Source organism: Parvibaculum sp. MBR-TMA-1.3b-4.2, assembly GCF_053628815.1.
The window spans coordinates 1,197,410-1,215,296 of sequence record NZ_JBRJHC010000001.1 but is presented as its reverse complement, the minus strand read 5'-3'; the positions used below and the strand labels follow the sequence as shown (position 1 = coordinate 1,215,296).

The following is a 17,887-nucleotide window of genomic DNA, read 5'->3' as shown; positions in this document are numbered from 1 at the left end:
GCGGACCTCATCCGAATCTCGAGAAATCGGCCGGACGCTTCTCGAAGAACGCGCTGATGGCTTCTTTCACTTCATCGGAACGAAGCTGGGCGGCAAAATGCTCTGCTTCCTTCGCCATTTGCGATGCGACGGCCGACGCCTCGCCACTGCGCAACAGCGCCTTGGTGAGCTTGACCGATGTCGGCGCCTTGGCGGCGAGCATGCGCGCGCGGCCGTAAGCCTCTTCCTGCAGCATGTCGCCCGGGAAGACCTGCGCAACGAGACCCATGGACTCCGCTTCTTCCGCATCCACCTTGCGGCCTGTCAGGAACAGATCGGAGGCTTTCTGCAATCCGGCAACCTTCGGCAGCAGATAGGTCGAGGCCGCTTCCGGCACGAGGCCGAGATTGACGAAGGGCATCTGGAAAGTGGCGGTGCTGCCCGCATAGACCAGGTCGCAATGGAGCAGCATGGTCACGCCCACGCCGACGGCGAGCCCGTTCACGCCGGCGACGATCGGCTTTTCGGCGGTGCTGATGAGGCGGAGGAAACGGCTGACCGGGCGCTCTTCCTGAGAGGTGCCGGCGGGTTCGGACCCTTGCTTGGCAAAATCGCCGAGATCATTGCCTGCGGTGAAAGCGCCATCGGCCCCCGTGAAATAAATCACCCGGATGTCGCGCTCGGCATGGGCGGCCTCAATGGCATCGCCCAGCGCCGCATACATGGCTTCGGTCAGCGCATTTTTCTTGTCGGGCCGGTTCATCACGACCTTCATTACGCCGTCGGCGCGCTCCACCAAGATGTGATCACTCATATCCGTTCCCTTTCAAAATGAAACAATATTCACTTTTTTAGAAGCCGCCAGACATTGGTCCGCCGGACGTCATTGTCTTCCAGTGCCCGCGAGGTTTCCACATTGTAGGTGGCGAGCCGTTCCATGCCGGATTTCGGCAGATAGGTACGGCCCGGATCGCCGATCAGCACGGTGACGCCGTCGGCGACAAAGCCGCGAAGCCAGCTTTCGATTCTTCCCGCCAGCGGCTGCTCGTAGCACATGTCGCCGACCAGCACGACGTCCCAGCCCTGGTTGGGCATCCCGACAAGGTCATCCGCGACTGAAAGAACTGAAACATTGTTCATTTCAGCGTTCAGGCGGATTGCCGTGACGGAGAAGGGGTCGACGTCGGCGCCGAGAACCGAGGTCGCGCCCGACATAGCTGCGGCAATGCCGTCAAGACCCGAGCCGGCGCCGAAATCGAGAATGCGTTTGCCTCTCACCACATCCGGATTGTCGAGAATATACCGGGCCAGGGCTTGGCCGCCCGCCCAGGCGAAGGCCCAGAAAGGCGGCGGGAGACCGACCTGCTCGAGTTCCTCCTCCGTCATCTCCCAAAGGGGCAAGGCGTCGCTCGCCACATGGAGCCGGATTTCTGGCACCAGAGGAGAGGGCAGGAACTCCGTATTTTCACGGATGAAGCGGGCCGGATCGCCGATGCGAACCATTTATGTCTCGCGGGAGTAAAGGGTTGGGCCCTTGTCAGGGCTTTTCAGGCGCGTCCTTCAGGATGTGCCTGGCGGTTTCGCTGTCTTTCGCAATCTGGGCCTTTAGCGCATCGAGGCCGTCGAATTTCCGTTCTTCGCGGATATAGCCGATGAGCGAGACGCCCGCGTGGCAGCCATAGATGTCGGCGTCGAAATCGAAGATATGCACTTCAAGCAGCACGTCGGTTTTGTCGAAGGTCGGACGGCGGCCGATATTGGCGACGCCGTCATAGATGCCTTTTTCCGGCCCGTCCTGGATCTCGATGCGCACCGCATAGACGCCGAGCGCGGGCTCGACATGATCGTCCAGCGGCAGATTCGCCGTCGGGAAGCCGATGGTGCGGCCGCGCTGGTCGCCTTTTTGGATCTGGGTTTCGACCTTCCACCAGTCTCCCAGCATCTGCCCCGCCTCGCGCACCTTGCCCTCATGGAGCAGTTCGCGAATGCGGGTGGAGGAATAGGTTTCGCCGCCGTTTTTCACTTCATCCACGATCGTGACCCCGAAGCCTTCCATCATACCCATATAGCCGAGCGCGGCGGCATCGCCCCCGCGGCCCTTGCCGAAGCGAAAATCATACCCCGCCACGACGTGACAGACATGGAGACCGTCGACCAGAACGTCCAGTACGAATTCCGGCGCCTGTTTGGTGGCCAGCGTCTCGTCGAAGGGGAGCGCAGCCAGTATATCGACCCCGAGCCGCTCCAGCTTGTGCGCCTTGGCACGAAAAGGTGTCAGGCGGAAAAAGGGCTTGTCGGGAAAGAAATATTGCTGCGGATGCGGCTCGAAGACCAGAAGGCCCAGCGGTGCGCCCATTTCATCGGCCAGCGCGCGCGCCTGTGCGATCACCTGCTGATGGCCGAGATGCACGCCGTCGAAATTGCCGAGCGCGAAAACGGCACCCTGGAGGCCGGGCGCGACATGTTCGTAATGACGGATGATGTGCATGTAACGGGGTCTGGAACCGCTTGAAGGACTGGCTGGCTGGAAAATGAACCGGGGCAAAGGGATGGCGGATCGTTCCGCAAGCGTCAAGTGTCCCGTCGCCGCTACCAGGCGAGCCGCGCCATGGCGCCGACCGCGTTGACGTCGTGTTTTGCAAGCACAATCCGCACTTTATCGGGGTCGGGCTGTTCAGGATCGTCGCCGCACTCGCCCGCGAATACACCGCCTGTCACGAAAAGCGCGTCGATCCCGGCGCCATTGGCGCCCCTGATGTCGGTCGCCAGCCCGTCGCCCACGGCAAGGAGGCGGGGATCGGCGACGGGCGCGCCCCGGAATCCGGCGAGCTTTTCTCGCGCGATATCGTAGATGGGACCATGCGGTTTGCCGAAATAGACGGTCTTGCCGCCAGCCTCCTCATAGGCCCTCGCGAGCGCGCCGGCGCAATAGATGAGCCGTTCGCCGCGCTCCACCAGAATGTCGGGATTGGCGCAGATCATCGGCAGGCCGCGCGCCGCAAGCCGTTGAAACTGTTCGGCATAATCGTCCGGCCCTTCGGTCTCGTCGTCGAAGGGGCCGGTGACCAGAATGAACTGGCCCTCCGCCTCGCCGACGCGGGAAACGCCCGTGCCTTCGAAAAGCGGCAGGTCGCGCGCCGGGCCGATGTGATAGCAGGCCGTGCCGAACTGGCGCGAGGCGAGGCATTCCCGGGTCGCATCGCCGGACGTCAGAATGCCGTCATAGCCGTCCTGCGGAATGCCGAGCTGCTCGAACATGGCCGGCAGCGTGGCGGACGGCCGCGGTGCGTTGGACAGGAGCAGCACCGTGCCGCCCTTTTTCCGGAAATTGTCGAGCGCCTCCGGCACGCCCGGATAGGCCCGCTTGCCATTGTGCAGCACGCCCCAGACATCGCAGAGGAGGGCATCGTAATTATCGGCGATGGCGGAGAGACCGGAGATCAGGGGCACGGGCTCGGATCCTTCTTTCGGGGCAAGGTTGAACGATGGTTCGGGCGAGATAGAGCATGAGCGGGGCAAGATTGACCCCATGCCCTCATTCACGGTCAAGCGGCGGGGGTCAGAAACACGATCTCCGTGTCGCGATAGCGGCGGCGGTCGAGCTCGACGAACCCCTCCGGCGCCTCGAAGTCGGATTTGGCGTTTTCCTCCACGACGCAGAGCGCGCCGGGGCCGATCCAGCCGCCGGCGAGCGCGGTGGTCAGCGCCGGGCCGGCCAGACCCTTGCCATAGGGCGGATCGGCGAACAATAAAGTGAATTCCGGTCCAGCACTTCCCTCGCGCGGGCCGAGGCGGGCGGCGTCGCGGCGATAGATCTTGGCGCGACCCATGATCCCGAGTGAATCCAGATTCTCACGGATGACGCCACGGCTCTCCGCGCTGTCGTCCACGAAGAGCGCGAAACTCGCGCCGCGCGACAAGGCCTCGATGCCGAGCGCGCCCGTCCCGGCGAACAGGTCGAGCACGCGGGCGCCCTGGAGCGAGAAATCCGGCAGATTCTCGCCGAATTTCCCATGTTCCAAAATATTGAACAGTGATTCACGTGTTCGGTCGCTGGTCGGGCGCAGACGCTGCCCCTCCGGCGCATGAAGCACGCGGCCCCTAAACGCGCCGCCGACGATGCGCATGGGCGCCACCTTTTGTCTTGCGAGCCCCGCCGGTTTTGGTTCCGGATTTCGCAGCAGGTCTGCCACCGCCCTTTTGCGACGGTTTTCGGCCGGTTCCAGCGGGTTTTCGTTGTTGTGAATTGTTATTCTTTTCTTGTGCCGGATGGTCGGCCGGGCGCTTGCCGCCGAATTTCTCGGCATTGTTGCCGAGCTGGTCCATCAGCACGCGGTTGGGCACCACGCGCACCTCGCCGGGCTGCAGGTCGCCGCACTGGAAGGGGCCGTAGGAAAGCCGGATGAGGCGGTTCACCGCCAGGCCGATGGAGCCCAGCACCTTTTTCACCTCGCGGTTTTTCCCCTCCTTGAGCGACAGCGTGATCCAGACATTGGCCCCTTGCGCCTTGTCGAGCGTGGCTTCGATGGCGCCATAGCGCACGCCCTCGACCGTGACGCCGTTTTTCAGCTTGTCGAGATCGGCCTGGGTGACGCGGCCATGCGCGCGGGCGCGATAGCGCCGCGTCCAGCCGGTGGAGGGCAGTTCCAGCAGGCGGGCCAGCTCGCCGTCATTGGTGAGGAGCAGCAGGCCTTCGGTGTTCACGTCGAGCCGCCCGACCGAGACCACGCGGGGCATGTCCTTCGGCAGGCGGGAAAAGACGGTGGGCCGCCCCTCCGGATCGCGCGCCGTGGTGACGAGGCCCGCCTCCTTGTAATAGCGCCAGAGCCGGGTCGGCTCCTGCTGCGGCAGCGGATTGCCGTCCACCACGATCTTTTCCCGGCCCGTCACATTGAGGGCGGGGCTCGAAAGTACCTGGCCGTCCACGCTGACACGGCCCTCGGCGATCAGCTTCTCCGCCTCGCGGCGCGAGCAGACGCCCGCGCGCGCAATCACCTTCGCAATGCGCTCGCCCTCCGGCGTCGCTTGCGCGTCGTCGGTTGGCTGGTCGTTGGCTTTCGGGGGCGTGTCCGCCGGGGGTGTCGTCATGCGCTCTCTTTATCAGGGCGCGGGGAAAGCGGGAAGTGGGGCGGGAGGGCTTCCCGTTCCGATAACATGCATCATCACTAGCTAATTAAAGTGAAAGTAGTTTTGGGTCATCGGACTTTGGGTGGGATGCCATCCAATCCAAGCAAGCCAGCAAACACATTCGGGCGAATTGTTCGGCAGTTTCTCTTGTCGCTATCCAGTCGTGCCCTAATTTTTTATTCGTTCCATGTATCGTTCGGCTCCGACCGTACTTATAAATTTCTTCCACTGCCTTTTGTAGTGTCGGCCCGCCCGGACAAATCGGCATCTCGTCGTGAATGCCCAAGCGAGCGTTGATCATTCGCCTTATTCCTTGTTCACCCCCCCCGCAGGCCAGTGCATCAAGTGCCGCAGAATATTTGACGATGGCCATAAGCGTAACGGTCTCTCGGCAACCTTCATGAAACCATAGAAGTGCCTGGGCCAACGTATTCTTCAATCTCGGTTGATCCGTGTCTTCATAAGGTTTGACCAAATAGAAAAGAATTTTCCCAGCTGCGTCGAAATGAGCTTTGTGCTCGGCAAACAAATGTTCCCATTGGCCGTTCTCTAATGTCGGACCATGTGGCATATGAGAAAGTTTTGAACTAGCAAGTATCCGTTGGTTGGGAGCCGATATTAGTATTGTCTCTCTATGCCAGGGGCGATCAGGTAGTAAATTCATCCCATCAAGAGTTTTTGTCGGCGACCTCCATAGAAGGGCAATGGATGTAACCGCTAGACGGGCCACGGTCAGAGCCTTTTCACGTCCAGCTTCAGCGCTGAGTCCTGATGTTCTTACGCTGCAGACATATGGACATTTGCCTATCGTCTCCAAAATATCCGTTTCTAGAAGACTATCTGAAGAAGGCTTCCGTCGTCGGATGGTTTCCCCGGACCATTTCTTTTCGAGGCGTCGGCACCCAATAGAGGAGATATAGCCTTCTTGATGTTGGCGGTTCAGCCATGCGGAACGAGGCTCAAAACAAACAGGCCCAATTTGGAAGGGAGGTAGCGATTTATTGTAAAAAAGCGTGCATCCAAAAATGATTTCACGTTCGCCATACGCGGCCACGTTCTTTCGTAATCCGTTTTTGACCATAGAAATAACGGAGTCAGCATTGGAACCCAAATTTTGGGCTAAATCGATTTTTGCAAGGGCTGGCCCAAATTCTCTACGAACTTGCCACCTCCATTCCTCTCTTGTGGTCTTTTGCGTGATGTCTGGAATCTCCGACCGGAGCTGATCCGCGATGGCCGCGATAGCGACGTCTATCTTCCGAGATACAAGTATCGAGTTGCCGTCTCCTGTGCCGATCAAACGAGGAAGCGGAAAGTCTTCATCATCTTCGCGGTAAGGCGGGGGCGCTGTTTGAAGCCTGTTTAGCTCTTCAATGATCGCTTGGGTCTGCTCTTTCAAATTGGGCATGGTGCGGATGATACAGACACTTGCTATCGCAGTCATTGACCGGCGCATGAAGGTGTGGGGGCCCGGATCGGGTTGGGGCATGACAGACAAATATGTGGTGTCACCCCGGCGAAAGCCGGGGCCCACTCTCAAAAACCACTTGCCGAAATGCCAATGGGTCCCGGCTTTCGCCGGTATGACACTTCTGGATTGGGCGAGGCTGGGGTATCCTCCGCCCCATGACCTTCCAGCTCCGCGATATCGACCTCACCGCCGACAAAGCCGCCGCGCTGTCCTTCATCATGGGCTCGCAGCGCTATGAGCATGAGGTCGAGCCCAATCGGCGGCTCGATCCCGCGGTGGCGGATGAGTATTTCGCCGAGCTGGTGGAGGAACTGGCGCAGAAGCAGGGCCGGGCCTTCGTCGCGGAACGGGACGGCGAGGTCATCGGCTGGGGCGTGCTGGTGGTCGAGGAAGCGCCGCTTTTCGTCACCGAGGAAGAGCGGACTTACGCCTATATCACCGAGCTTTACGTGAACGAGGCGGCGCGGGGGCTCGGCGTGGGCCGCGCGCTGATCGGGGCGTGCGAAGACGAAGCGCGGCGGCGGGGCCTCAGGCAGATCATGATCGGCGCACTGAGCGCCAACAGCCGAACCATGGACATTTACGGGCGCGCGGGCTACCGGCCCTATACGGCGGAGCTGCGGAAATATCTGTGAGCGGGCTCTTTTTCAGGCTTCCTTTCCGGCGACGGCGCGCCCAAGCCGCCCCATGCATGCCCGCGCCGATACAGGCGGTCTGCAAGTGTTCGGGCACCGACCCGAAGCTCTTGTTGCGTAAAGACGTAATAGTAAGAAAAGCTCTCCGCCGGACATTTAACTTTTGCCGGGTTTAATGTTTAAAGTGAGTGGCGGGGTAAGGTGCAATAAGGGAGATCATGCCCGATAGATTTTCTCATCCGGAGACGAAGCAGTTCTTCCAGTACTGGGACAGCCTGCCGAAATCCGGTTTCCTGCCCGACCGTGCCGACTTCAATCCGGCGGCGATCCACAAAATCATGCCGCGCATCCTCCTGGTCGAATATTTCAAAACCGGAGAGGTGGTGTTCCGGATGGTCGGGACCGGCATCACCGAGGACATCGGTTTCGACCCCACGAAGCAGAGCTATCTGGATATGCTGGAAGCCTCCGCCTTCGGTGCATTCCAGAGTGCCAGCGACGCCATCCTTTCCACGCCATGCGGCGGACATTTCGTGGTCACGGCCCAGTCGGCAAAGGGATATCTCGTCGAGTTCGACGTGCTGGACCTGCCCATGACCAATCGCGCGGCCAACTCGAATATCATCGTCGGACTTCTTGCGCAGGGCAATATCGGGCGGATAACGCCGGTCGGGACATTCCTCATCAAGGAAATCCAGTCCGCCGGATGGATCGATATCGGGGCCGGCGTTCCCGCCACGCCTATCGCGGTGCCGACGGGATGACATCCATAGAGGTGTGATAGGTTCCGCGCATGAGCGACGCCGCCGACAGACAGCAAAAAACAACGCCCCCGAAGACGCCCCCGAGGACGCCCATGGACCTCGCGCTCGCCGAAGCGCGGGCCGCCGAAGCGCGCGGCGAGGTGCCGATCGGCGCGGTCGTGATGTCGCCAGCGGGCGAGGCGATTGCGCGCGCGGGCAACCGGACGCTGGAACTTAAGGACCCGACGGCGCATGCGGAACTGCTGGCCATTCGCGAGGCCTGCGCGGTGCTGGGGTCGGAGCGGCTGATCGACTGCGATCTCTATGTGACGCTCGAACCCTGTCCTATGTGCGCTGCAGCAATTTCATTCGCGCGCATTCGTCGCCTCTATTACGGCGCGGCGGACGAGAAGGGCGGCGGCGTCGATCACGGCCCGCGCATCTTTTCCCATCCGACCTGTCATCACCGGCCGGATGTCTATGGCGGGATCGGCGAAAATGACGCGGCCGCCATGTTGCGCGCCTTCTTTGCCGCGCGGCGCGGCTGATGGCGCGGCCCGCTTTCAGGCAGCGGCGGAATACCTCACCCCCGATACGGCTTTATGCGTGATTTACGCCGGGACCTCCGTTAGAGTCCCGCCCATTCGCATTGCAATCGGGGCTCCGCACTCCACGGGGTTCCTCCAACACAAAAGAAAGAAAGGGGAGACGATATGGATTTTGCTTATTCCGACAAAGTGAAAGAGCTTCAGGCCCGCCTGAACAAATTCATGGATGAGTACATCTATCCCAACGAAGACACCTACCAGAAGCAGATGGACGAGTTCCGCGCGCAGGGGAATCCCTGGCAGGTGCCGCAGATCCTCGAAGACCTGAAGCCGAAGGCGCGCGAAGCGGGCCTGTGGAACCTGTTCCTGCCGGAATCCGAACTCGGCGGCGGTCTGACCAATCTCGAATATGCGACGCTCTGCGAGATCATGGGCCGCGTGGGCTGGTCGTCGGAAGTCTTCAACTGCTCCGCGCCCGACACCGGCAACATGGAAGTGCTGGAACGCTACGGCAACGACCGCCAGAAGAAGGAATATCTGGAGCCGCTGCTGAACGGCGAGATGCGCTCCGCCTTCCTGATGACGGAACCGGCTGTCGCCTCTTCCGATGCGACCAACATCGCCACCCGCATCGAGCGCGACGGCGACGAATATGTCATCAACGGCCGCAAGTGGTGGTCGTCGGGGGTGGGCGATCCGCGCTGCAAGATCGCGATCCTGATGGGCAAGACCGATCCGGAAGCCGACACCTATCGTCAGCAGTCGCAGGTGCTGGTGCCGCTCGACGCGCCGGGTGTGAAGGTCGTCCGTATGCTGCCGGTTTTCGGCTATGACGACGCGCCGCACGGCCATGCGGAAGTGATCCTCGAAAATGTGCGCGTGCCGGCGGAAAACCTTCTGCTCGGTGAAGGCCGCGGCTTCGAGATCAGCCAGGGACGGCTTGGCCCGGGCCGTATCCATCACTGCATGCGCACCATCGGCGTGGCCGAGCGCGCGCTCGAAAAGATGTGCGAACGCCTTCTCTCCCGCGAAGCCTTCGGCAAGACGATTGCCGATCACTCCGTGTGGGAGCAGCGCGTGGCCGAAGCCCGCACCAATATCGAGATGGCGCGTCTTCTGACGCTGAAGGCCGCCTATATGATGGACACGGTGGGCAACAAGGTCGCCCGCACCGAGATCGCCATGATCAAGGTCGCGGCGCCGAACATCGCCCTCAAGGTGATCGACGACGCCATCCAGGCCCATGGCGGCGGCGGCGTGACGAGCGATTTCGGTCTCGCCAAGATGTATTCCGGCATTCGCACGCTGCGTCTGGCGGACGGCCCGGACGAGGTGCATAACCGCACCATCGCGCGGCTTGAATTCAAGAAGTACAAGGACAAGGTCCGCGCAGCCGCCGAATGATCCGCCTGCGGCGTGGAACAGACGGTATGAGCGGGAACCGCTGATACGAAGGGATGGCCGGTGCCGGGGAACCGGGCCGGCCATCTGCTTGTCCGGATGGAGAAACTGAAAAAGGCTCCTTCACATGCAGATGTACAACGCACAATTGTCGCCCTATTCGGGGCGCTGCCGGATCGCCATCTATGCAAAGGGCCTCGATGTCGAGCTGCTGCCGATATCGGACGACGCGGTGAAGGCCGAGCTCGCCGCGCTGACGCCGATGCACAAGGTGCCGACGCTGATCGACGGCGATCACGTGATCCCCGAATCCGATGTGATCTGCGAATATTTCGAGGAGAAGGGCGAGGGCGCGCCGCTTCTGCCCGCCGACCCGGTGGCGCGGGCGCAGATACGCCTGCTGGCGCGCATCGGCGAAATCTATGTGATGGAGCCGATGGGCGATCTCTTCGACCAGATCGATCCGCGCACCCGCGACAAGAACCTCGTGGCGCGCGCCATGGGCGAAGTGGTCGAAGGCATGGGCTGGCTCGACACCTATCTGGACGGCTCGGCCTATGCGCTCGGCGATACGCTGAGCTTCGCCGACTGCGCGCTGGTGCCGATCCTCTTCTTCTTCGAACGTCTGGGGCCGATGTTCGGCGAGGAAAAACCGCTGAAGCCGTTCGTCAATGTCGAGCGCTATTACCGGGCGATGTATGACGATACGCATTGCGCCCGCGTGCTCGCCGAAATGGACGTGGCGCTGAAACAGTTCATGGGAATCTGAGGCGGGATTTGAGGCGGGGCCTCAGGCCGTGCGCAGCCGGGCCTGCGTATCCTCGTCCGCATGGGTTTCCAGCGGACAGAAAGGAATGTGGGGCAGCCGCACCGTGACGCTCGTGCCGCGGCCGATTTCGCTTTCGATGCGGAAATCGCCGCCATGCATTTCCGCCAGCGAACGCACCATCGCAAGGCCGAGGCCCGTGCCCTGCTGGGCGACGGCGGCATTGCCGGAAATCTGCTCGAAGGCCCGGCCGAGGCGCGGGAGCTGGCTTTCGGGAATGCCGCAGCCGGTGTCGGTGACGCGCAGCATATAGCTGTCGTCGAGGTGCTGGATCTCGATGGAAATCCGGCCGCCCGCCGGCGTGAACTTGATCGCATTGGACAGAAGGTTCAGCAGGATCTGCTTCACCGCGCGGATATCCGCGACGATGGGCAGAGGGGCCGGTCCCGGGACGATGAGGTCCAGCTTCTGACGGTTTTCGTCCGCCCTGGCGCGCACCAGGCGAAGCGTTGCCTCGGCGATCTGACGCATGTCGCCTTCTTCCGGATGCAGCTCGTATTTGCCCGCCTCGATTTTCGACATGTCGAGAATGTCGCTGATGAGGTCGAGCAGGAGCTGGCCGCTCTCATTGATGAGCTGGGCGTATTCCTTGTAGCGCTCATGCCCGAGCTCGCCGAACATCTGGAGGTTGAGGATTTCGGAAAAGCCGATAATGGCGTTGAGCGGCGTGCGCAGCTCATGGCTCATATTGGCGAGGAAACGCGACTTGGTGCGGCTGGCGGCTTCCGCCCGCTCGCGCGCATCCTTGAGTTCCGCCTCATAGGCCTTGCGCGCATTGATGTCGCGCGTGACGCCGATGATCTCCACCCGCTCGCCGAGATTGCGCGTGGCGCGCATGGTGGTCTCGACCCAGATATAGTCGCCATTCGCATGCCTGGCGCGATATTCGAAACGAACCATGTCGCGATTGTGTTCGAGCTCCAGAAAGGCGGGCGACATCCATGCCATGTCGTCGGGATGGACCTGCTGCATGGCGAAGGAGGTGCCGATATAGTTTTCCGGCGGATAGCCGAAAAGCGACTGCACGGAAGGCGAGATGTATAGAACCGTGCCGTCCAGCGCATATTGCGCCACCACGTCCGAGGCTTCTTCCGTCAACAGACGATAGCGGGCTTCGGAGGTGCGCAGCGCCTGATCGGCCTGAACCTCTTCCGTCACATCCTCCGCAAGCCCGACAAGGGCGCCGATTTCATCATGCGCATCCACTTCGGAATAGGCGTGGATCTTGATGTGGCGCCATGTGCCGTCGGAGGCGCGGAAGCGGGTGACGCAGTGGATCGGCGTATGGGTCTCGAAGGCCTCGATGAATTTCGACAGCAATTCGTCGCGGTCATTGGGGTGGACGAGCTGCTCGTACCAGTTGCCGCTTCTCGGCATGCCGGAAACGGAGCGCCCCAGAATGCGCGCCACGCCGGGCGACCAGTTCGGCGAGGGATCGCCCTTCACCCAGCGCCAGTGACCGAAGCGCGCGAGCTCTTCGGCTTCGCGCAGCAGCGAGGCCATTTCCTCCGACTGCGTGACGTCGCGCGTGATGCAGAGAATGCCGCCGATCTCGGGATCGTCGACATGGTTCTGCGCCCGCGTTTCCATGACCCGCCACGACCCGTCGGGAGAGCGCATGCGCGTGCGTATGCGGAAGGATTCCACCGCATGGCTGAGGCAGCTTTCGAGGTCGTCCCTCAACTGGGCGCGATCTTCGCGATGGACCATATCGAGAATGCTCCGCCCGATGGTCTTCTCCGCGGGGAAGCCGAGCACATCGGATGCGGCCGGGCTGAGATAGCCGATCGTCCAGTCGGGCAGAATGATGGAGAAGATGTCGGAGGCGTTTTCGATCAGCGAACGGAAAAGCTGGGCGGAGGGCTGCACATACGGCTTCACAGGCGCAAGCACGGCATCCGCCGCCGCTTCCGCCGGGCATTTCGTTTCCTCGTTCAGGGCGCTCGACTGCTGCGCCTTCGAGGGGTGCATATGCGACCTCCGGATGGACTGCCCCATACCGCCTCAATGGACGGTGTTTCCTTCATTCCGGAGAGGTTAGGCGCGATTCTTTAAGAACATCTTGTTGGCCGGGCAAAAAACCGCGCCGTTAAGGCCGCCTTAAGCATGATTTGGACGCGCCCGCGCCGGTCAACTCGACTGCGCGATTTCCCATGCCTTGTCCGCCAGGTGACGGCAGGCATCGCCCATGGTCTTGGCCCGTTCCGAACTCGCATTGCCGTCCAGCCCGCGCTTGTAGACGCCCTGGCTGATGGAGGCGAGGCGGAACATGGAAAAGGCGAGGTAGAAATTCAGATCCTCGATCCCGTCGCGGCCCGCCTGCCGGCAATAATCCGCGACATATTCCTCCACCGTCGGGATGCCCGGCGTGGCGGAGCGATCGATGGGCGCGGCGGTGGCGGACACGGCCATCAGGTCGAACATGCAGGTATAGGCCACATCTGCGAGCGGATGCCCGATGGTGCACAGCTCCCAGTCCAGAACGGCGATCATGCGCGGCTCGGTCGGATGGAACATCACATTGCCGAGGCGGTAATCGCCATGCGCGATGGTGACGGAGGGCTCGTCGGGAATGTTCTGCGGCAACCAGTCGATGAGCTGTTCCATGGAGGGAATATCGTCGGTCTGCGCGCCGCGATACTGCTTGATCCAGCGCCCGATCTGCCGCTCGAAATAATTGCCGGGGCGGCCGAAATCGGAAAGACCCACCGCCTCGTAATCGACGGCGTGAAGCTTTGCCAGGTTCTCGGCGAGATTGGCATAGACCGCGCGGCGCTCTTCTTCGCTGGAGCCGGGCATGGTCTGGTCGGCAAAGACGCGGCCTTCCAGATATTCCATGACATAGAAGGCGGTGCCGATGACATCGTCATCCTCGCACAGCGCATACATATGCGGGACCGGCACATCCGTCGGCCCGAGCGCCTTCATGACGCGATATTCGCGATCCACCTGATGGGCGGAGGCGAGCAGCTTTCCGGGCGGCTTCTTGCGCATGACATAGCGCTTGCCGCCACTCGTCAGGAGGAAGGTGGGGTTGGACTGGCCGCCCTCGAACTGGCGGACCTCCAGATCGCCGGAAAAGCCCTCGACATGCGCCCGGCACCAGTCTTCAAGGCGCTTCACGTCGAAACGGTGCGCCTCGCGCACCTCGGTGATTTCAGGCTGGTTCTGTTCTGCGGCGCTCATGGACGCTTTCTCCCTCAAATGTCTTGTTGGGGAGAGGTTTAACATGGAAAGGCCCGCCTCCGGAAAGGCGGGCCTTGTCGCAAATTCGGCAGGGCAACTTACGCAGCGTCCTGGCTGGGCTCGAAGCCCTCGCCCATGGAGCCTTCCACCCGGCGGCGGCGCGCATTGTGCTTCAGCTCGCCCGGCCTGTCGTCGCTGTCGGGGCGCGAGGTCGCCATGCGGATCACGTCGAAATAGCTGTCCTTGATCTCCATCCGCTCGCCGAAGCCGTTGGCGAAGAGATAGGCCTGCGCCCTGGGCAGGTTGTAGCAGGGCACCCACATCATCAGGTGATGCTCGACATGGTAGTTCACCCAATAGGGGGCGAGAACGGCCCGCATGAAAAGCCCGGCGCGGGTGGTGCGGGCATAGCGGAACGGATCGTCGTCATCCACCATGGCGTGCTCGGCGATATTGCGCACGCGGGTGATGAACTGGTGCCAGGTGAGCAGCGGTAGAACCCAGAGCGTGACGAAATACCAGGGATGCCCGGCCGCCCAGAGAATGGCGAAAAGCGCCGCATTGGTGAGCGCGGACTTGCCCAGCTTCTTGTTGAAATTGGCGAGGCGCTGCGACAGCGGCCAGTCCGACGGGCCGATGGCGTTCAGGAACTGCGCCTTGCGCTGCTGATAGCCGGTCTGGCCGGTCAGGTCGCGGATCACCTTGCGGCGGAAGCTCTTCTTCGTGATGGGGAAGGGCGCCGACAGGATGAGGTCGGGGTCTTCCTGCTGCTGCGTATTGGCGTGATGCTTCAGGTGATAGCGGCGATAGGCACCCGTTTCGGCCAGCATCGGATAGGCGCAGAACCACTGGCTCAGAAACATGTTGAGCTTCTGGTTCTTCGTGAGGATGCCATGCGCGCCGTCATGCATCAGGATCGCAAGCCCGAGCTGGCGCCCGCCGATCAGCACCACCGCGGCGATGAAGGTGAGCGGGTTCGGGAACCAGGCGAACATCGCCATGGAAAGAAAGATGACGCCCCAGGCATGGACGACGAGCCATGTGCCGCGCAAATCGGAGCGCTCGCGCACCACGGCCAGTTGCTGGGGGGATAAAAGTTCGCCGGCGCCGACGGTTTTGGCGGTCATGATGCGATCCTCCGCTCTTCGGTTTTCTCGTTCTTTTTGGTTGCCGCGGGACCTGCGTGAACCGCGGCCAGGCAAAAGGCGACGATGTCGTCCAGCACGCGCTCGCCGGCCTGGGCTTCAATGTCATGCGACTCCGGCGCAAGCGGCCCGATCAGTGCCGTCGGAATGGCGCCTGCGATGCAGGCCGCTGCGATCTGCGTGTTGATCCGCGGAATATCGCCCGCCTCGATGGCATCTTCGAGAATGCCCGCGAAAACCTGCGCATGCGTGCGGCGGAACCTTGTGCGGTCTTCCGAGAGGCCCACATCGACGGGCTCGGCCAGCAGCGCATAGGCGAGGCGGCGGCCCTGAATGGCGCGGCCCGCGAAGGTCCGCAGCACGGATTCGAGCCGCTCCATGGCGGGCGCATCTTCTGAAGCGATATTCGCAAGTATGTTCATCTCGCGGGTCGACACCTCGCGGAACACCTGCCGGCAGAGATCCTCCTTGGAGGGGAAATAGCGGTAGAGCGTGCCCGTGGCGACACCGGCCCGGCGCGCCACCTCGCTCATCTGCGCGGAACTGAATCCGTCTTCAGCCACGATTTCGCGGGCGGAATTCAGAATGCGCCGCCGATTGTCGGCGAGGCGGGCGGAGACTTTCCCTGTCCGGCGATAGGCCAATGCGAACCTCTGAAAGCTTTGAGTGAATTGCCGTTCAGGAGAGAATGAACCACGGTTCAGCTTCGGGGTCAATCGGGATGATTTTGAGGTTTGCACATCCCTCTTTTCGTCATACCCCGCTTCATGCGGGGCATCCACGTCTTGGCGACAGAAGAAAGACGTGGATGGCCCGGACAAGCCGGGCCATGACGGCGAGGGGCAGGACGCCTTGCAAACAAAAACCCCGGTCCTCGCTTCGCATCTGCGAAGAAAGGAACCGGGGTTCATGAATACTGCTTCGGCAGCGCCGATCCGCTTCTATAAAGCGGGTTTAGTCGGCGGCGTGCTTGAAGAGGGCGAAGGTTCCGTTGTCGAACTCCTCGCGCGCTGCTTCTTCCCGGGCGGCCATTTCGGCGGCGACGGGACCGGATACGCCCTCGACGGGCTCGATCCAGAAGGGAACGCCGGCGAAAAGACCGGCCACCGAAGCGGCGGCGTCAAGCCATTCCCTGAACATGTCTGTCTCCATTCGATAGATGGCAGGCCAAAAGCGGAACCGCCATTCATGTTGCGGCGCAACATATATGGGAATGGGACGGGGTGATGCAAGCGGAAAACACTGCGGCATATTGGCAACCTATCGTGCCAAACACACCTATAGGGGAGAGAGGGTATATGCGCCCGGCGCTCCTGCTCGGTGTATCGTCGGTGGATGGGGAAGTTTAGCAGAGATTTCGTATGGGTTGTCGGCAGCGCTTTTGGCGCGCTGGTAATGGTTGCCATGCAAACACCAGCCGAGACGGCAGTTTCCAACCTTTCGACTTATCCAAAGTATTTTGGGTTTCCCCATATCGCTGAGTGGATTTCCAACCCTACAGCCGACACATGGGCTTTCTGGATCGGGTTGCTATTCTTTGTGGGCGGCATTCTTGGATTCATTCATACACGGCGCAAAGCAACGCGAGCCGAGTCTAAGGAAGATGAGGTTAAGGCTCCTCCCCAAATCGAAATCGGCTTTGAAGCAGGCTTTCCCTACGAAATCACCGAATTGAGAGGGGAGCATGTCTTTAGCGCCGTCCGGATCGGCATAAAGAACGCTGGCGGCGGCGTTCTTTCTAACTGCCGGGTGTTCGTGGACCGTATTTCCCCAATGCCCGAAATCGTCGGCGGTCTCCCCCTGGAACTTGAGGAAAAGGGCTTCAATATCCGGTCTGACGATCCCGAGAAGATCGTGGAGATCGCCTCGCATTGGAACCACATGAACCAATTACGGTTCAGCGCTCCAGCGGCCACGTTTGCCGAGGGCATAAACTACATCGATGACAAAAATCCGATGACCTTTGTCGTGCGGGTAGCGGCGACGGAATGCCAGCGAAGCGCCACCTTCAAGCTAGAGACCGACACGGAAAAGGCGCTTCACCTCCGGTTCGTCGGCTACATGTCCTAGTCGTCCAGCCTCAGGGTTCGGCACCCGATGGCCGTGAGGCACTGGACGAATAAGACGGTGGTGAAATTCCTCTAGATCTCGGTGTCATCCCGGCGAAAGCCGGGATCCATTCCACGTTTCAGCAAATTGGGAGGCGAGTGGATCCCGGGAATAAATCCCGGGATGACAGCGTGTTTTTTTGTTTTCAAAACGCAGGTGTCGTCCCGGCACTCGTTGCCGGGACCCATTGGCGGCTGCGGCAGGTGGTGTGGGCGAGTGGGTCCCGGCCTCCGTACATGCAAGGGGGGCCGGGATGACACCGGGGATGTGAGGGGCGGATTGTTGTAGAAAGGGTGGACGTCGCGGTAAGGACCCCCTCATGGCCAATCTATCGAGCGCGCATTTCCTGCGGCACTGGCGGCAGCTCTATGCGCTGAGCAACCCGAAATTCCTGCACGACCGCTGGACGGTGGAGGATATGGAGTGGGTGCGGCAGCGCCATGCCTTCCACAGCGATGGCATCTCCTTCCAGATCGAGCATCATGTGATGACAAGGACCGCGGGGCGGAAGCTGCAATGGCGCCTGCTGGTCACCACCGAACAGCTCTTCTTCGGCCCGAAGCGTGAACCGGTGCGCAATACGGAGGCCGGCAAGGTGCTCGACGGCAAGTCCAGGGAGATCGCCGACTGGTTCCGCGAGCAGGCGGAAAGCGGCGCATGACCCCTTCCGTGAACGGTCTGTTGCGAAAACAGGACGCGACGGCAGGCCGTCTTTGC

19 protein-coding genes are annotated in these 17,887 nt (G+C 61.5%); 7 read left to right on the top strand and 12 right to left on the bottom strand.

What is annotated here, in order from left to right; genetic code table 11:
• Nucleotides 1-7: 7 nt before the first annotated feature.
• The 7 genes from ACSSVQ_RS05960 to ACSSVQ_RS05930 form a co-directional block, all read right to left on the bottom strand.
• Complete coding sequence (locus ACSSVQ_RS05960; RefSeq protein WP_454181450.1) at nucleotides 8-793, bottom strand: enoyl-CoA hydratase; 786 nt, start codon at nucleotides 791-793, stop codon at nucleotides 8-10.
• Between the two features lie 29 nt (nucleotides 794-822).
• On the bottom strand, nucleotides 823-1,482 hold the full coding sequence (locus ACSSVQ_RS05955) for a class I SAM-dependent methyltransferase (RefSeq protein WP_454181448.1): 660 nt from the start codon (nucleotides 1,480-1,482) through the stop codon (nucleotides 823-825).
• A gap of 34 nt (nucleotides 1,483-1,516) precedes the next feature.
• Complete coding sequence (locus ACSSVQ_RS05950; RefSeq protein WP_454181446.1) at nucleotides 1,517-2,467, bottom strand: bifunctional riboflavin kinase/FAD synthetase; 951 nt, start codon at nucleotides 2,465-2,467, stop codon at nucleotides 1,517-1,519.
• Between the two features lie 101 nt (nucleotides 2,468-2,568).
• Nucleotides 2,569-3,429, bottom strand: coding sequence for a TIGR01459 family HAD-type hydrolase (locus tag ACSSVQ_RS05945; RefSeq protein WP_454181444.1), 861 nt, complete (start codon nucleotides 3,427-3,429; stop codon nucleotides 2,569-2,571).
• Nucleotides 3,430-3,524: 95 nt separating this feature from the next.
• Entirely contained in the window at nucleotides 3,525-4,106 is a 582-nt protein-coding gene (rsmD, locus tag ACSSVQ_RS05940) for a 16S rRNA (guanine(966)-N(2))-methyltransferase RsmD (RefSeq protein ID WP_454181442.1), read from the bottom strand.
• A complete protein-coding gene (locus ACSSVQ_RS05935) occupies nucleotides 4,081-5,067 on the bottom strand; it encodes a pseudouridine synthase (RefSeq protein WP_454181440.1) in 987 nt (328 codons plus the stop codon). The genes rsmD and ACSSVQ_RS05935 overlap by 26 nt, the downstream gene beginning before the upstream one ends.
• 85 nt (nucleotides 5,068-5,152) lie before the next feature.
• Nucleotides 5,153-6,550 (bottom strand): hypothetical protein, encoded by a 1,398-nt coding sequence (locus tag ACSSVQ_RS05930; protein ID WP_454181438.1) that lies wholly within the window; start codon nucleotides 6,548-6,550, stop codon nucleotides 5,153-5,155.
• Between the two features lie 182 nt (nucleotides 6,551-6,732).
• Here ACSSVQ_RS05930 and ACSSVQ_RS05925 point away from each other — a divergent pair, with 182 nt between their 5' ends.
• From ACSSVQ_RS05925 to ACSSVQ_RS05905, 5 genes are all read left to right on the top strand, one after another.
• A complete protein-coding gene (locus tag ACSSVQ_RS05925) occupies nucleotides 6,733-7,212 on the top strand; it encodes a GNAT family N-acetyltransferase (protein WP_454181436.1) in 480 nt (159 codons plus the stop codon).
• Between the two features lie 218 nt (nucleotides 7,213-7,430).
• Complete coding sequence (locus ACSSVQ_RS05920) at nucleotides 7,431-7,976, top strand: PAS domain-containing protein (RefSeq protein WP_293325289.1); 546 nt, start codon at nucleotides 7,431-7,433, stop codon at nucleotides 7,974-7,976.
• A 92-nt stretch (nucleotides 7,977-8,068) separates the two neighbouring features.
• A complete protein-coding gene (locus ACSSVQ_RS05915; protein WP_293325292.1) occupies nucleotides 8,069-8,503 on the top strand; it encodes a nucleoside deaminase in 435 nt (144 codons plus the stop codon).
• Nucleotides 8,504-8,668: 165 nt separating this feature from the next.
• Nucleotides 8,669-9,907, top strand: a complete 1,239-nt coding sequence (locus tag ACSSVQ_RS05910) for an acyl-CoA dehydrogenase family protein (RefSeq protein ID WP_454181434.1) — start codon at nucleotides 8,669-8,671, stop codon at nucleotides 9,905-9,907.
• A 124-nt stretch (nucleotides 9,908-10,031) separates the two neighbouring features.
• Entirely contained in the window at nucleotides 10,032-10,673 is a 642-nt protein-coding gene (locus ACSSVQ_RS05905; protein ID WP_454181432.1) for a glutathione S-transferase family protein, read from the top strand.
• Nucleotides 10,674-10,694: 21 nt separating this feature from the next.
• On the opposite strand, the gene ACSSVQ_RS05900 is transcribed toward ACSSVQ_RS05905, so the two are convergent.
• From ACSSVQ_RS05900 to ACSSVQ_RS05880, 5 genes are all read right to left on the bottom strand, one after another.
• Nucleotides 10,695-12,701 carry a PAS domain S-box protein gene (locus ACSSVQ_RS05900; RefSeq protein ID WP_454181430.1) on the bottom strand — a complete coding sequence of 669 codons (2,007 nt, stop codon included), beginning with the start codon at nucleotides 12,699-12,701 and terminating at the stop codon, nucleotides 10,695-10,697.
• Between the two features lie 159 nt (nucleotides 12,702-12,860).
• Complete coding sequence (locus tag ACSSVQ_RS05895) at nucleotides 12,861-13,916, bottom strand: phosphotransferase (RefSeq protein ID WP_454181428.1); 1,056 nt, start codon at nucleotides 13,914-13,916, stop codon at nucleotides 12,861-12,863.
• 98 nt (nucleotides 13,917-14,014) lie between these two features.
• Complete coding sequence (locus ACSSVQ_RS05890; protein ID WP_454181427.1) at nucleotides 14,015-15,043, bottom strand: fatty acid desaturase family protein; 1,029 nt, start codon at nucleotides 15,041-15,043, stop codon at nucleotides 14,015-14,017.
• Complete coding sequence (locus ACSSVQ_RS05885; protein WP_454181425.1) at nucleotides 15,040-15,705, bottom strand: TetR/AcrR family transcriptional regulator; 666 nt, start codon at nucleotides 15,703-15,705, stop codon at nucleotides 15,040-15,042. The genes ACSSVQ_RS05890 and ACSSVQ_RS05885 overlap by 4 nt, the downstream gene beginning before the upstream one ends.
• 310 nt (nucleotides 15,706-16,015) lie before the next feature.
• Nucleotides 16,016-16,201 (bottom strand): hypothetical protein, encoded by a 186-nt coding sequence (locus tag ACSSVQ_RS05880; protein ID WP_293325313.1) that lies wholly within the window; start codon nucleotides 16,199-16,201, stop codon nucleotides 16,016-16,018.
• A 195-nt stretch (nucleotides 16,202-16,396) separates the two neighbouring features.
• Between ACSSVQ_RS05880 and ACSSVQ_RS05875 the strand changes: the two genes are divergently transcribed.
• Both ACSSVQ_RS05875 and ACSSVQ_RS05870 read left to right on the top strand, forming a co-directional pair.
• Entirely contained in the window at nucleotides 16,397-17,131 is a 735-nt protein-coding gene (locus ACSSVQ_RS05875; protein ID WP_454181423.1) for a hypothetical protein, read from the top strand.
• A 358-nt stretch (nucleotides 17,132-17,489) separates the two neighbouring features.
• Nucleotides 17,490-17,831 carry a hypothetical protein gene (locus ACSSVQ_RS05870; RefSeq protein ID WP_454181422.1) on the top strand — a complete coding sequence of 114 codons (342 nt, stop codon included), beginning with the start codon at nucleotides 17,490-17,492 and terminating at the stop codon, nucleotides 17,829-17,831.
• The last annotated feature ends 56 nt before the right edge of the window (nucleotides 17,832-17,887 follow it).